This is a genomic window from Maritimimonas rapanae, assembly GCF_057837205.1.
This window is the reverse complement of the sequence record NZ_JBYQFI010000002.1, coordinates 225,119-240,183: the sequence shown is the minus strand read 5'-3', so window position 1 is coordinate 240,183 and position 15,065 is coordinate 225,119. Positions and strand designations below refer to the sequence as shown.

13 protein-coding genes and 1 tRNA gene are annotated in these 15,065 nt (G+C 32.4%); 7 read left to right on the top strand and 7 right to left on the bottom strand.

Annotated elements, in window-relative coordinates; translation table 11 throughout:
* Positions 1-10 precede the first annotated feature (10 nt).
* The 4 genes from AC3IF2_RS11105 to panC are packed head-to-tail and all read right to left on the bottom strand — an operon-like array spanning position 11 to position 4,017.
* Positions 11-1,249: a BaiN/RdsA family NAD(P)/FAD-dependent oxidoreductase gene (locus AC3IF2_RS11105; protein ID WP_489167291.1), complete on the bottom strand. Its 1,239-nt coding sequence runs from the start codon at positions 1,247-1,249 to the stop codon at positions 11-13.
* Positions 1,246-2,175, bottom strand: a complete 930-nt coding sequence (locus AC3IF2_RS11100; RefSeq protein ID WP_489167289.1) for a GYDIA family GHMP kinase — start codon at positions 2,173-2,175, stop codon at positions 1,246-1,248. The genes AC3IF2_RS11105 and AC3IF2_RS11100 overlap by 4 nt, the downstream gene beginning before the upstream one ends.
* Positions 2,175-3,146, bottom strand: a complete 972-nt coding sequence (locus tag AC3IF2_RS11095; RefSeq protein ID WP_489167288.1) for a lysylphosphatidylglycerol synthase transmembrane domain-containing protein — start codon at positions 3,144-3,146, stop codon at positions 2,175-2,177. The genes AC3IF2_RS11100 and AC3IF2_RS11095 overlap by 1 nt, the downstream gene beginning before the upstream one ends.
* 28 nt (positions 3,147-3,174) lie before the next feature.
* A complete protein-coding gene (gene panC / locus AC3IF2_RS11090; protein ID WP_489168007.1) occupies positions 3,175-4,017 on the bottom strand; it encodes a pantoate--beta-alanine ligase in 843 nt (280 codons plus the stop codon).
* A gap of 105 nt (positions 4,018-4,122) precedes the next feature.
* On the opposite strand from panC, the gene AC3IF2_RS11085 reads away from it, so the two are divergent.
* Genes AC3IF2_RS11085 through glmS form a run of 3 tightly spaced genes read left to right on the top strand, consistent with a single transcriptional unit; the run spans position 4,123 to position 8,403 of the window.
* Positions 4,123-4,929, top strand: coding sequence for a glycogen/starch synthase (locus tag AC3IF2_RS11085; protein WP_489167286.1), 807 nt, complete (start codon positions 4,123-4,125; stop codon positions 4,927-4,929).
* A gap of 27 nt (positions 4,930-4,956) precedes the next feature.
* On the top strand, positions 4,957-6,540 hold the full coding sequence (locus tag AC3IF2_RS11080) for a DUF4270 domain-containing protein (RefSeq protein WP_489167284.1): 1,584 nt from the start codon (positions 4,957-4,959) through the stop codon (positions 6,538-6,540).
* A 9-nt stretch (positions 6,541-6,549) separates the two neighbouring features.
* Positions 6,550-8,403: a glutamine--fructose-6-phosphate transaminase (isomerizing) gene (gene glmS / locus AC3IF2_RS11075; RefSeq protein WP_489167283.1), complete on the top strand. Its 1,854-nt coding sequence runs from the start codon at positions 6,550-6,552 to the stop codon at positions 8,401-8,403.
* A 2-nt stretch (positions 8,404-8,405) separates the two neighbouring features.
* Here the strand turns inward: glmS and pth are convergent, their stop codons facing one another.
* From pth to AC3IF2_RS11060, 3 genes are all read right to left on the bottom strand, one after another.
* Positions 8,406-8,972 (bottom strand): aminoacyl-tRNA hydrolase, encoded by a 567-nt coding sequence (gene pth, locus AC3IF2_RS11070; protein ID WP_489167281.1) that lies wholly within the window; start codon positions 8,970-8,972, stop codon positions 8,406-8,408.
* Between the two features lie 138 nt (positions 8,973-9,110).
* On the bottom strand, positions 9,111-9,764 hold the full coding sequence (locus tag AC3IF2_RS11065; RefSeq protein ID WP_489167279.1) for a 50S ribosomal protein L25/general stress protein Ctc: 654 nt from the start codon (positions 9,762-9,764) through the stop codon (positions 9,111-9,113).
* A gap of 18 nt (positions 9,765-9,782) precedes the next feature.
* Positions 9,783-10,724 carry a ribose-phosphate pyrophosphokinase gene (locus tag AC3IF2_RS11060; RefSeq protein WP_489167278.1) on the bottom strand — a complete coding sequence of 314 codons (942 nt, stop codon included), beginning with the start codon at positions 10,722-10,724 and terminating at the stop codon, positions 9,783-9,785.
* Positions 10,725-10,871: 147 nt separating this feature from the next.
* Between AC3IF2_RS11060 and AC3IF2_RS11055 the strand changes: the two genes are divergently transcribed.
* From AC3IF2_RS11055 to AC3IF2_RS11040, 4 genes are all read left to right on the top strand, one after another.
* A tRNA-Leu gene (locus tag AC3IF2_RS11055) sits at positions 10,872-10,953 on the top strand.
* Between the two features lie 80 nt (positions 10,954-11,033).
* Complete coding sequence (locus AC3IF2_RS11050; RefSeq protein WP_489167276.1) at positions 11,034-12,260, top strand: M14 family metallopeptidase; 1,227 nt, start codon at positions 11,034-11,036, stop codon at positions 12,258-12,260.
* Complete coding sequence (locus AC3IF2_RS11045) at positions 12,257-13,402, top strand: M14 family metallopeptidase (RefSeq protein ID WP_489167274.1); 1,146 nt, start codon at positions 12,257-12,259, stop codon at positions 13,400-13,402. The genes AC3IF2_RS11050 and AC3IF2_RS11045 overlap by 4 nt, the downstream gene beginning before the upstream one ends.
* Entirely contained in the window at positions 13,402-14,976 is a 1,575-nt protein-coding gene (locus AC3IF2_RS11040) for an N-acyl-D-amino-acid deacylase family protein (protein ID WP_489167272.1), read from the top strand. The genes AC3IF2_RS11045 and AC3IF2_RS11040 overlap by 1 nt, the downstream gene beginning before the upstream one ends.
* The last annotated feature ends 89 nt before the right edge of the window (positions 14,977-15,065 follow it).

The window sequence follows — 15,065 nt, the reverse complement described above, 5'->3', positions numbered from 1 at the left end:
TTACTCTGTACTAAGTTAATAAATTTCCTGATAATAATTGTTTGGCTATTGTATTACCAGCAATATAACCGCCAGTCCAAGCGTTTTGAAAGTTAAATCCGCCCGTAACAGCGTCTATATTTAACACTTCTCCAGCAAAGAAGAGGTTTTCATGTAGTTTACTTTCAAAACGTTTAAAATTCACCTCTTTTAAATCTACACCACCAGAAGTAACAAATTCTTCTTTAAACGTTGTTTTTCCGTTAGCGTTAAATAAAGTACCAGTCAATTGTTCGACTAAAGTTTCGAGTTGTTTATTACTAAGTTCGGCCCACTTTTGATTTTGGTTTACATTTGAAGCTAACACCAATTTTTCCCACAAACGCCTTGGGACTTCTTCAAAAATAGATCTTTGTATTACCATTTTTTTTGGTTGTTTCGTCTTGGTAGATTTTAAAATACCTAGAGCTTCGTTTTTCGATTTAGAAACCCAATTGACGAGTACATTGTATTGATATTTTTTCTCGGCAAGAAATAAAGCTCCAAAAGCAGAGAGTTTTAAAACTGCTGGTCCACTAATACCCCAATGAGTGATTAATAAAGGTCCGCTGGCTTCAAAGGAAGAATTTGCTAATTTTACAGTAGCACTAGGTACAGATACACCAGGTATTTCCTTAATACGTGAATCATTAATCTTAAAAGTAAACAAGGATGGCACTGGAGGGATTATTGTATGACCTAGATCTGCTAACAGCTTCCAAAATTTCGGACTGCTGCCAGTTGCGACAAGAAGTTTGTCAGCAATTATTTCTTGCGAATCAGTTTCAATGATAAACTGCTCATCTTTTTTTGAAATACTTTTAACATTTTGGTTAAGTTGAAGTTCAACACCAGCGTTTGTAACACTTTCAGTTAAACAATCTACAATTGTTTGCGACGAGTTAGAAACTGGAAACACACGTTTGTCTTCTTCAATTTTTAGAATAACCCCACGATCTTCAAACCATTGTATCGTATCGCCAGTCATAAACTGATGAAAAGGCCCCAATAATTCTTTTTTCCCTCTTGGGTAAAATTCTACTAATTCTTTTGGATCAAAACATGCATGTGTAACATTGCATCTACCGCCACCCGAAACTTTTACTTTTTGTAAAACTTTATTTCCTTTTTCAAGGATGGTAACCTGCAGCTTAGGGTTAGTTTCGGCAATAGTAACGGCAGCAAAATAGCCAGCTGCACCACCTCCAATTATGATAACTTGTTGGCTCATAATACCATTTGTTGATATGGTATTATAGTATGAAATCCTTTATTTCTAAAGTAATTAGGAGTGCCGTTATTACCTGTTGCTAAAATAAAGTCGCCTCCCCAAGCACCAAGACTTTTTGTTTGTCCAAAATAATCAGAAAACAGTATTTGCTGTATAGGTTTTTGATCAATAATAGAAGAAATGATTCGTTCGTGTTTCCTTAGAATTATTTCAAAATCATTTAAAGAATTTGTTTTTAAAATCTCATTAGTTAAAACTGAAATTTCTTCTATATAAGCACTAATGTTTCCTTTAAAGTTTTGATACTTAGCAATGCCTTCTCTGCTATTTTGTTTTTTGTTTAAGTGAACAAAATATAATTCCTCTTTAAAAGACGGATCGAAATTAATTGATTCTACTATTGGTTTCTCATCTTTCAATTGATAGACTATAGAAGTACTATTTTGAGCACAAGCGATATCATAAGCACTACCACCAAAAGTGCTAAACTGTAATTTAAAAGCATTAATATTTGCCCATTGGGCAATATTATTTACTAGTGTTGATGATGAGCCTAGCCCCCAATTTCTTGGAAAATCAAGCTTTGATTTTATATAAAACCCAGATTCTGAATTTAGAAATTGAGGATTCATTTTTCTTGCTTCTAATAAAACTTCCTGAAGTTTTAAAGCAAGTGAATCACTACCATTTTCTATTGTCGAATCAAATGTTTCTGAAATTATCCTTAGCTTAGGTAAATCAAATTCGACTTGTAACCATTTCTTATTGTTTTCGTCAAAACTTTCCCAAATCAATTTTGATTCTTTAATTGGTTTGACGTTTAATGATTGTCCTTTTTTAGTAGGTAAAGCCAAAGATTTAGCACCATCAAGCACTAAATATTCACCGGTGAGTAGTAATTTACCGTTGCTATAAAAAGTTGACATTAGTTTTTATTTCTATTATAAATAGGTAAAAGAATCATTGATAATCCACCAAAAACGACCACCATAAGGGTTTGAGCTGTCCACATAATCCAACCAAAAGCATTTGCAGGATTTTCTGCAACTCCATACAAAGCTAATGCTCCAGCAACAAAAACAGGATAGGTACCTAAACCGCCATTAGTAAGAGCCATGCTTAATCCACCAACTACAAAACTAACAATAATTGCCTCAAAAGGTAAATGAGTAGTTTCTGGCAAAGCAAAAGTTACTACGTAAAACATAAGCACATACATTATCCAGATAAAAAAAGTATGAAAAATAAAAGCCCATTTATTTTTCATTTTAATGATGCTAATGGCGCCTTCAAATAAACCATTAACAAAAGTTTTTACTTTTAATAAAAAACCACTTTTAGCTTTTTGTATTAGTTTAAAACCAGTTAAGGCCAATATCGCCATTATTAATAAAAGAATAATTCCAACAATGGCGCTTGAAGTTCCATCTTTAAATAAATAACTTTTAATTAGCTCAGCTTGAGAAATAAAAGCTATTCCAATAATGAAAAATAATAAAATTACATCTGCGATACGTTCAGCCACAATGGTTCCAATGGCTTTTTCAAATGGGATATTTTCATATTTAGAAATTGCAGTTCCCCTTGCAATATCACCTGCCCTTGGCATGGCTAAATTCACTAGATAAGCCAATAAAACAGTCATAAAACTATTGGCAAATTTTGGCTTGTACCCTAAAGGTTCAAATAAAAACTGCCAACGATAGGCTCTAGAAAAATGACTCAGAATTCCACAGATTAGTGACAATCCAACCCACCAATAATTCGCAGACTTAAAGGAATTTAGTATATCAGATTTATCATTTGGCGTAAGTTGAGCTAAAAAATACCATATAATTCCCACTCCTAAGGCTATAGGAATTAACGTAAAAAAAGTTTTTTTAAAATTTAGATTCAATACATGCGAATTTCGCCAGCAAAAGTAGTTAATTTAAAGCGATATTATCTATTAAGCGAATCTTTCCTGCATAAGCAGCAACAAAAGCACGATACTTATTTTTCTTCATTTTTCGATGAGCAGATTTTAGATTTTTTGCATTAGCAATTTCGAAGTATTCTAGTTTGAGATGAGGATTATTCTTATACTGATCGTGAATCCATTTTTCTATGGTTGAAATAGAATCTTTATTGAATCTTTTTTTTACTTCATTTAACATCTTGTAAATAAAAGGAGCGGCTTCTCTATGCTTTTTGGTAAGACGTGTATTACGTGAGCTCATAGCTAATCCATCATCTTCTCGATGTATTTTACAGCCTATAACCTTAACGGGGATTTTATGCTTTTCTACCATTTTTTTAATGATCTGTAGTTGCTGAAAATCTTTTTCGCCAAAATAAGCATTGTGTGGTTGCACTATTTCAAAAAGACGTTTTACAATAGTGCCTACACCATCGAAATGACCCTGACGATGTTTGCCTTCCATTTCGTACTCCAATCCATCAAAATAGAATTTTTTTGCTTTTACATTGTTGTGATACATTTCTTTAACTGAAGGAGCAAAAACCACATCACAATTAATAGTTTTTAATAAATCAATATCTACATCAAGTGTACGAGGATATTTTTCGAGGTCTTCACTTTTATCAAATTGAGTTGGATTTACGAAAATACTTACAACGACCAAGTCATTCTCTTTTTGAGCTTCTTTTATCAACGAAAGATGCCCTTCGTGTAGTGCGCCCATGGTTGGAACAAAACCAATAGAATTATTTATTCTTTTTTTGTTTAAAAATGTTTGAATATCATCTACGGAGTGAAAAACGTGTATCAAGGATGTGTTAATTACAAGTTAAAAGAGCCCAAACTTACCACTTTAAGTCTAAATCTACATAAATTTTCGTAATTTTGCATATCCTTAACCATAGATGGATTTATGAAAGATAAGAGAATACTGTATGTTTCATCAGAAGTAATACCCTACTTGCCAGAGAATGAAACAGCAAGCATGTCATTTGAGGTAGCGAGAAAAATGCATAATAATGGTGCGCAAATTAGAATTTTTATGCCAAGATTTGGTGTGATAAATGAGCGTAGACATCAATTGCATGAAGTAATACGATTATCAGGAATGAACCTGATTATCAACGACATGGATATGCCATTGATTATTAAAGTTGCTTCAATTCCCAAAGAAAGAATGCAGGTATACTTTATAGATAATGATGAATATTTTAAGCGAAAAGCATTGTATACTGATGAGGATGGGAATCTATTTCCAGACAATGATGAAAGAGCAATATTCTTTGCTAAAGGTGTTGTTGAAACAGTTAAAAAGTTGAATTGGGCTCCAGACATTATTCATGTGCATGGGTGGATGGCTTCGTTATTGCCTCTATATTTGAGAGAGTATTATAAGAACGACCCTCTTTTTTCTGAAAGTAAAATAGTAACATCTGTTTATAACAATGATTTTAAAGGTTCGCTAGGAGAAGAGATGATAGAAAAGATCAAGTTTGATTCAATTTCAGAAGAAAAGTTACAATCATTAAATAAAGCAAATCATACCAACCTTATAAAAATTGCTATAGAAAATTCTGATGCGGTAATAAAAGGAAGTGAAGAACTTCCTAAAGATGTTTTAGAACATATTCTGACATCTGGAACACCGGCATTAGATTATCAACCTTTTGATGATTTCACAGAAGCCTATTCTAATTTTTACCTAACCAAAGTTTTATAAAAAATTATTAAAGATTAAAATTTGTTTATGACAAGTAAAATTATAAACAGTATTAAGACTGTTTTTATTTTTGGTTTTGCATTGCTTAGTGTTATTGCTTGCGAAAAAGATTTTGAAGATATTGGAGTAAATTTGGTGGATAATAATGTATTCAAGACTGATTTTGAAGACTTTGAAGTTGTTGCATACTCTAGTAATGTAGACTCTTCAAGGGTTGATCGACTCCCACAATACTTAATCGGAGTTCATAAAGATCCAAATTTTGGACTTTTGGAAACTTCTTTTGTTAGTCAATTGAGCTTATCTACAAGCTCAGATTTTGGCAGCAACGCAACAATAGATAGTGTGATACTAGACATTCCATATTATGCAACTAGCCTTGGTAAACAAAGGATAAAGAACCCAGAAAACTCTGATATTAATGACTCAATTACAGTACCTAATTTTAGATTAGATTCAATAATAGGAAATACTAATGTAGAGTTTAATTTAAATGTACATGAACTTAAAGAATTTTTGAATACACTTGACCCAGTTAATCCGGCAAGAAATAAATTATATTTTTCTAATGAAAAATATAATAGTAAAACAAACCTCTTTTCAGGATTATTTAAACCTAATCCGAATGACACGGTGTTATATATAAAGAGATGGTCTTTAGATTCTAATACGAATACAGTTGATGATGTAGATACTATTAAAAAAACAAATCTAGTTCCCTCAATAAAAATTCCTTTAAATGAAGGTTTTTTTAAATCAAATTTTATTGATCAACAAAATTCAGCGGCTTTTACTTCTTTAGATAATTTTAGAGAATATTTTAGAGGCGTCTTAATTGAATCAAGCGGGAATGATGGATCATTAATTACTTTAGCTATGGCTGATGCCTCAATCACGATTTATTATACAAATACGTCAGCTGAAGATGAACGTCAAGCTTTAGAAAAAACGTATTCATTATTTGGTGTAAGAGCAGCTACATATAGTAGAGATTATACTAGAGCATCGACATTAATTAGTGGTAAGAGTATTGTTAATAGAATCAACAATCCTGAAACTATTTTAGGAGAAGATGTTTTATATGTTCAAGGAGCCTCAGGAACAATAGCTGTAGTAGAGTTATTTTCTGATCCTGAAGTTGATATTAATGAAATAAGGGCGAAAAATTGGCTTATAAATGGAGCTTTTTTAGACGTTTATATTGATCGAGAAAATTCTTCTAATAATATTCCAGATAGACTATATTTATATAATTTAGATAATAATAGTATAATTCAAGATGTTATTACAGAGAATCAAGTGATTGGAATAGATGGATTTATTGACAGGGATGATCAAGGAACCCCTACTAAATATAGTTTTTCTATTACTGATTACATATCTGATGTTTTAAAATCAGAAAACCCCAAAGGGTTGAATAAGTTAGCAATAAAAACTTACCACGTTAGTGATGATTTTGAAAATATAGCTAATATTAATGACACTATTGTAAATAATTTTAGTTGGAACCCAAAGGGCGTGGTACTATATGGTAATAAACAATCTGTTCAGAATACAGAAAGTACTCGATTAAAACTAAGAATATTTTATACTGAACAAAATAATAACTAAAACATTGCTATGTGTGGAATTACTTGTTATGTAGGTTATAGAGATGCTTATCCGATTATTATAAATGGGTTACAACGATTAGAATACAGAGGTTATGATAGTGCTGGGGTTGCCTTATACGATGGGAAAGAGGTAAAACTTTCTAAAACCAAAGGAAAAGTTAGTGATCTTTTAGAAAGAGTTGAAAAAGAAATTACTACCGAAGGCAATTTGGGTATAGGACATACACGTTGGGCTACGCATGGAGTGCCTAATGATGTTAATGCCCATCCACATGTGTCTCAATCAGGTGAAATTGTAATTATACATAATGGTATCATAGAAAATTATGATACTATTAAAAAGGAGCTGATAAAAAGAGGTTATACATTTAAAAGTGATACAGATACAGAAGTTTTGGTTAACCTTATAGAGGAGGTTAAAAAACAAAATGATGTTAAGCTAGGCAAGGCTGTTCAAATTGCTCTTAATCAGGTAATAGGAGCTTATGCAATTGCTGTTTTTGATAAAACAAAACCTAATGAAATTGTAGTAGCCCGATTAGGAAGTCCTATAGCTATTGGAATTGGTAAGGATAAAAAAGAATATTTTGTAGCCTCAGATGCTTCACCTTTTATAGAATATACTAAAGATGCTATTTATCTAGAGGATGAAGAAATGGCTGTTATACGTGTAGGGAAAGATGTAAAGATTCGAAAAATAAAGGATGATTCTTTAGTAACTCCAGATATTCAAGAACTACAAATGAATCTTGAACAAATTGAAAAAGGAGGATATGACCATTTCATGTTAAAGGAAATTCATGAACAACCTAGAGCCATTACTGATACTTATAGAGGGCGCTTGTTAAGAAAAGAAGGTTTGATAAAGATGGCTGGTGTTGAAGATAATATGAAAAAATTCCTAAATGCAGATCGAATTATCATTGTTGCATGTGGAACTTCTTGGCATGCTGGATTAGTAGCTGAATATATATTTGAAGAATTTTCTCGTATCCCAGTTGAGGTAGAATATGCTTCAGAATTTAGATATAGAAATCCAATAATTACTGAAAATGATGTTGTAATTGCTATTTCGCAATCTGGTGAGACGGCTGATACATTAGCAGCCATTAAATTGGCAAAATCTAAAGGGGCTTTTGTATTTGGAGTGTGTAATGTGGTTGGATCTTCAATTGCAAGAGAAACAGATGCTGGTGCTTATACGCATGCAGGACCAGAAATAGGTGTAGCTTCTACAAAAGCCTTTACAACTCAAATAACTGTCTTATCATTAATTGCTTTGCGTTTAGCCAGAGCAAAAGGCACAATGTCTAGTTCAGATTATAGAATGTATTTGCAAGAGCTCGAATTAATTCCTAATAAAGTTGAACAATTATTGCAGATAGATGAGCATGTAAAAGAGATTGCTAAAGAGTATCTATTATCAACCAATTGTTTGTATTTAGGGCGAGGGTATAATTTTCCAGTAGCTTTAGAAGGAGCATTAAAGCTGAAGGAAATTTCATACATACATGCTGAAGGCTACCCTGCTGCTGAAATGAAGCATGGACCAATTGCTTTGATAGATGATAGGATGCCTGTAATTGTTATTGCAACGAGTAAAGGATATTATGAAAAAGTAGTAAGTAATATTCAAGAAATCAAATCAAGAAAAGGTAAAATTATCGCGGTTGTAACAGAAGGTGATACTACTGTAAAAGAAATTGCGGATCATGTAATAGAAGTACCCGATACAGAGGAAGCATTTTCACCATTATTGACCACTATACCGTTACAATTATTGTCTTATTATATCGCAGTGATGCGTAATTGTAATGTTGATCAACCTAGAAATTTGGCAAAGTCTGTCACTGTAGAATAAAATTACTTACCGTTAAATTCATTCATGGTATTTTTAATACCTGCAGTGCCAAAAGATTTTATTACCTGAATTGATTTTTCTATTCGTTCAGGTAATTTTTTTTGCTCATCATCATTCCATTTACCAAGTACATAATCGACTTGCCTTCCTTTAGAAAACTCATCACTTATTCCAAAGCGAAAACGGGCATATTGTGAGGTATTTAAAACGTCTTGAATATTTTGAAGGCCATTATGTCCTCCGGCACTTCCTTTAGTTTTTAAACGAATAGTACCAAAAGAAATATTGAGATCATCACAAATTATAAGAAGGTTTTCCAATGGAATTTTTTCTTTTGTTAACCAGTATTTAATTGCTTTGCCACTCAAATTCATATATGTAGAAGGTTTCAATAAGATAAAAGTTCTTCCTTTAAATTTAAAATAAGAAATATCACCTAGTTTTTGAGTTTCAAATGTTACATCTTTAGCCTTAGCCAATTCATCTAAAATTTTAAAACCTATGTTATGGCGCGTTTCATTGTATTTTTCGCCAATATTTCCTAAACCAACAATTAAATATTTTTTCATGTAATCTTCTTGAACAACTTTCTTCCCAAAAAGGGATTTAAAAAAAGAAATAATCCACATTTCGCAAATATACAATTTCCTAAAAATGAAAAAGCTCCGCATTAGCGAAGCTTTTTTAATGTTTTATATGATTTGAATCTATTCTTGAGGAGCGGTAGCTTCTGGGGTAGCTCCTTCAGCAGTAACTTCCGCACTTTCCGTTCCTTCTTCACTTTCACCTTCCTCTTCTTCTTCTTCCTCAACCACAGCAGCACGTGCCATTCTTACTTGACAAACAACCATATTATCTGGATGTAATATAGAAAATTCGTCATTCATAACATCAGACACATATTTCTTATCTCCGATTTTTAAAGTAGAAATATCTACATTAATAAAATCAGGTAAGTTAGCAGGTAATGCACGAACTCTTAAATGTCTGTTTGGGAAACGCAACACACCACCAGCAATAACACCAGGAGCATTACCTTCTAATTTTACAGGTATGCTCATAGTTACTTCTTTATCATCGAATAATTGATAAAAATCTATGTGTAAGATTTTATCTGTAACAGGATGAAATTGAATATCCTGCATAATTGCAGCATATTTTGTACCATCTAGTTCAATTGACGCCGTGTAAACATTAGGAGTGTACACTAAATTTCTAAACGCTAGTTCATCAGCTGAAAAGTGTAGTGGTTTATCTCCTCCGTATAACACGCAAGGCACCTTTCCAGCATTACGTAAGGCCTTAGTCGAAACTTTACCTACGCTTTCTCTTTGAGATCCATTGATCGTAATTGATTTCATTACTTAATTAAATTTATTTTACATTAAAAATTGATCGCTGATCGATTTATTACTTTGCACTTTATGCATGACGTCAGCAAATAAAGGGGCGCAAGATACAACTTTAATTTTAGATAATTGCTTTTTTAAAGGAATTGTATCTGTAATAATTAGCTGTTGTAATTTTGAATTTTCTATACGCTTATAAGCTTCACCAGAAAGTACTGCATGGGTACAAATTGCTCGTACACTTTTAGCGCCTTTTTCCATCATTAAGTCCGCTGCTTTAGTAAGTGTACCTGCAGTATCTATCATATCGTCTACTAAGATTACATTTCGACCTTTTACATCACCTATTAGCTCCATATGCGATATTACATTGGCTTTTTTACGCTGCTTATAACAAATAACAACTTCGCTTTGTAAAAACTTAGAATAAGCATAAGCTCTTTTAGAACCACCCATGTCTGGTGAGGCAATAGTAATATCATTTAAATTCATTGCTTTAATTTCTGGTAAAAAGATTGTAGATGCATATAAATGGTCAACAGGCTTTTCAAAGAATCCTTGAATTTGATCAGCATGTAAGTCCATAGTAATAATTCTTGTAGCACCAGCAGCTTGTAAAAGATTAGCTACCATTTTTGCAGCTATAGGAACACGAGGTTTATCTTTTCTATCTTGACGTGCCCAACCAAAATAAGGAATTACAGCTGTAATATGTCTAGCAGATGCTCTTTTGGCAGCATCGATCATTAAGAGCATTTCCATTAAGTTATCCATTGGTGGAATAGTAGAACCGATTATGAAAATGCGACGACCTCTTATTGATTCTTCGAAAGACACTTGAAATTCACCGTCGCTAAAGACATTTTTTCTAGATTTCCCTAATTCGGCACCATAAGCTTCGGCAATTTTTTCGGCTAATTCTAAAGATTGAGAGCAAGCAAAAAGTTTAGGTTTGGGTACTTTTTGTTTCATGTTGTGTAGTTGTGTTTAGATAGTAAATGTGTTGATTTTCAATTCGTGACAAAAGTAAAAATTATTTAAAAAGATATACTACACTTATCATATATTTTCTACGGTAGAAGAAAAATATTTTTTAGATTTGCATCCCAATATAAAAATGCTCGAGTGGCGGAATTGGTAGACGCGCTGGATTCAAAATCCAGTTCTTTCGGGAGTGTGGGTTCGATTCCCACCTCGAGTACTGTAACCTCAACAGATTTGTTGAGGTTTTTTTGGTCTAAGAGTAAGATTTCTTAACTTTAGTGTCACTAACCAATAGTCATGAATTCAAATACATTAAAGAGTCTAGTTCTAGGCCTTATCTTAATTTTAAGTTTTTCTTGTAAGAGTGTAAGTAAAGTCGACTTCGAAAAACCTGTCGATACTACAACCAAGGCCATTACTTCTCAAATTAAACAAATCTATGCGCTTGACGATCTAGGAGTTTATGCGAGTAATCAGTTTGATGGAGCTCGTCTAAATGGTTTTAGAAAATTAAATGATAGTACAGCAATTGTTCTAATTAATCCAGAGAATCAACCCATTAATCATAGTGCCTATTATGCTTTTAAAACATGGTCGAAGATTCCGAAAACATTCTATTTCAATTTTAAGTATCCAGAAAATCACAAACATCGATATGTTCCTAAGCTCAGAAAAAATAGCGATTGGCAACTTATAGATTCTACAAACATTATTAAAAAAGATAAAGAGGTAACGATAAAAGTTAGTTTAGATCGACAGCCATTAACTATTTCTGCACAAGAGTTACAAACTTCCACAGACGTGAAGAATTGGTATACTCAATTAATAAATGGAAAATCGTATGTTCATTTTAAAAATTTCGGAAAGTCGAAGTTTGGTCGAGACTTACCCGTTTTAGATATTTACAAAGGAAGTAAAGACAAAAAACCAATTGTTGTTTTACTTACTCGGCAGCATCCTCCAGAGGTTACAGGATTTTTAGCTTTTAAAGAATTTTTGCAAACAATTTTAAATGATTCTGAGCTCTCGGATAATTTTTTGAATCAATTTCGCGTTTTGGCATTTCCTATAATGAATCCAGATGGTGTTGATCTAGGTCATTGGCGACATAATGGAGGTGGGGTAGATACAAATAGAGATTGGTCTCAATATCATCAACCTGAAGTACGTCAGACGGTTAAATTTATTACAAAACAACAGAAGAAAGACGACGCCAAAATAATTTTAGGTTTAGATTTTCATTCGACCTATGAAGATGTTTTTTATACAAATAAAATTAGAAAAAATACCGCATTACCCACCTTTATTGAAGATTGGTTTAGAGCATTAGAAGAAAATATTCCAGATTACAAGGTAAATGAGAAGTCAGCAAATAGCACTTCACCAGTCTCTAAAGGATGGTTCTTATATGGGCAAAATGCCGTTGGAATCACCTATGAAATTGGAGATAAGACTCCACGAGATCAAATAAAATTAGTAGGTAAGGTTACTGCCGAACAAATGATGAAAATTTTATTGAAATGAAAAAAATTATAGGTTTTACATTACTACTTCTTTTAATATTAAGTTGTAAAAAAGAACTTGAAACAGAAGTTTTTTTTGATAGTGATTTTGCTGGAGCCCGATTAGATAGCGTTTCCTACGAAGGCAATAATCAATATATCGCTTATGTAAATCCAGCATTTGAGCCTGTCAATAAAAGCCCTTGGTTTGCATTTGGAATTTCTACTGAGGCTGAAAATGAAATAGAGTTAATACTTAATTATGGTAAATATAAACATCGATACATTCCAAAGTTAAGTTTTGATAAAAAATCATGGAATAAAATAGAGTCTTCAAAAATTAAAATAGACGAAAATTTAGGAACTGCTACTTTAAAGTTAAGTATTTCTTCACAAAAACTTTATGTTGCAGCTCAAGAAATTGAATCCAGTGAAGACACCTACAATTGGCTTGAAGAGGTATTGAATAAACATTCTTATCTAAATAAAGAAATAGCAGGACAAACCGTATTAAAGAATAATAACTATGTCGTTACTTCAAACGACGAACTTTCAAAGGCCATCGTTTTAGTTGCTCGACAGCATCCTCCAGAAATACCTGGAGGTACGATCGGTTTTAAAGCTTTCTATGAAGAATTACTAAATGAATCTGAATTATCGAAATCATTTCGAGAAAAATTCAATATTATTACATTTCCATTATTGAACCCTGATGGTGTCGATATGGGAAATTGGCGACACAATGCCAATGGAGCTGATTTAAATCGAGATTGGTTAGATTTTACACAGCCAGAAACACAAATGGTAAAATCTTACGTTGAGAATATAACTAACAAGGGTATTAAAATAGAATTTGCGTTAGATTTTCACACATCTCATTCTGGGCCTTATATGCTAGTGTTAGATTCTATCAATGAAGTTAAATCTAAAGGTATTATACCTAATTGGATTAAGAATATAGAAGAAAATTCTGAGTTTAAAGTTGAAGCAAGGAGAAGAAGTCAAGACTTGCCCTATTGCTATAACTATTTTTTCAATAAGTTTGGATGTGAGGCTGTTACATATGAAGATGGTGACGAAATTGACAGAAAGATTATAAAAGAAAGGGCAAGAATATATGCTCAGAAATTAATGAAAACAATGCTTTTAACTGATGCCAACTAATGAATTTAAAGAGCACCATACATTTAACAATTGTTTTACTGATTTTTATTTCTTGCTCCAATAAGCAAATAATAAAAGCTGACCTTTTAATAGAAAATGGAATAGTTTATAATGGTATAGATTTGGTTTCCAGTAAATCTTCTATTGCAATAAAAGATGATAGAATTGTATATATTGGATCTGATAAAAATGTAGAAATTTTAACTATCAAAAAGATTGATGCTGCAGGGTTAATAGTTTCTCCGGGCTTTATAGATCCTCATACTCATGCAGATAGAGAATTAATAGATCCACTAAAATCGCATAATAAACCTTTTCTTTTACAGGGCATTACAACTGTTGTAACTGGCAATGATGGTGATAGTTTCTACCCTACTTCACAGTATATTAAGCTTTATAATTCACATGGTATTGGTACAAATATTGTGCCTCTTGTTGGTCATGGTACCGTTAGAAAACAAGTAATGGGTAAGAGTGATACAAGAGCTTCAGAAGAAGAAATTAATAAAATGAAAGAATTGATTCAACAAGAAATGGATGCAGGTGCTTTTGGAATTTCTACAGGATTATTTTATGCGCCTGGAAGTTATTCGAATACAGATGAGGTTGTCGCTTTGGCTAAAACGGTTAGTGAAAATAATGGTTTATATGATACACATCTAAGAGACGAAAGCTCATATACCATAGGTCTTATTCCAGCGATTGAAGAAGCTATAGAAATTGGTCGACAAGCAAAACTACCGATTCATATTTCACATATAAAATGCCTAGGAGTAGATGTTTGGAAACAGAGTGATGCGATCATAGAATTGGTTGAAAAAGCTCGAGAAGAGGGTATTGAAGTTACTGCTAATCAATACCCATACGATGCTTCGGCTACCGGATTAAAAGCGGCAGTGGTTCCTCGATGGGCAGAAAGCGGAGGTAAAGATTCGTTATTTATTCGATATAAGGATTCTGAATTGAAGCAGCGAATTTTATTAGAAACTAAAAGGAACATAACGCGCCGTGGCGGATCCAATAAATTATTAATTGTTAAGGCAGCTGATTCTACCTTTGTAAATAAGAATTTACAGGAAATAGCAAACGATATTGAACTAAGTCCAGAGGAGACGGTTTTTAAAGTTTTAGAAACTGGCTATGTTCGCGTGGCTTCTTTTAATATGAACCCTTATGACATTCAAAATTTCATGAAGCAAGAATGGGTTGTTACAGGTTCAGATGGAAATACTGGTCATCCTCGGAAATATGGATCCTTTCCTCGAAAGTATAATAAATATGTTCTTCAAGAAAAAGTGATAGATGTTGCCACATTTATTAACAATAGCACATCCAAAACCGCAGAAATATTTAGAATCCCAAATAGAGGGAAATTAAAGGAAGGCTATTACGCCGATGTTATCATATTTAACCCAAAGATATTTAAAGACAAAGCGGATTATAAAAATGCTTTTCAATTAGCAGAAGGATTGGAATATAGTATAATAAATGGAAAATTATCAGTAGAAAATGGAAAATTTAAGGATCAATTAAATGGCAAAGTTCTAAAAAAATTAATAAGCAATAAATTTTAACAAAAATTAGATTTATTCCATATGTATATTTTTTAATTTAAAAGATTCTAATGCCCTTATACTAAGCCTGTTGAAATTTATTAAAAAAA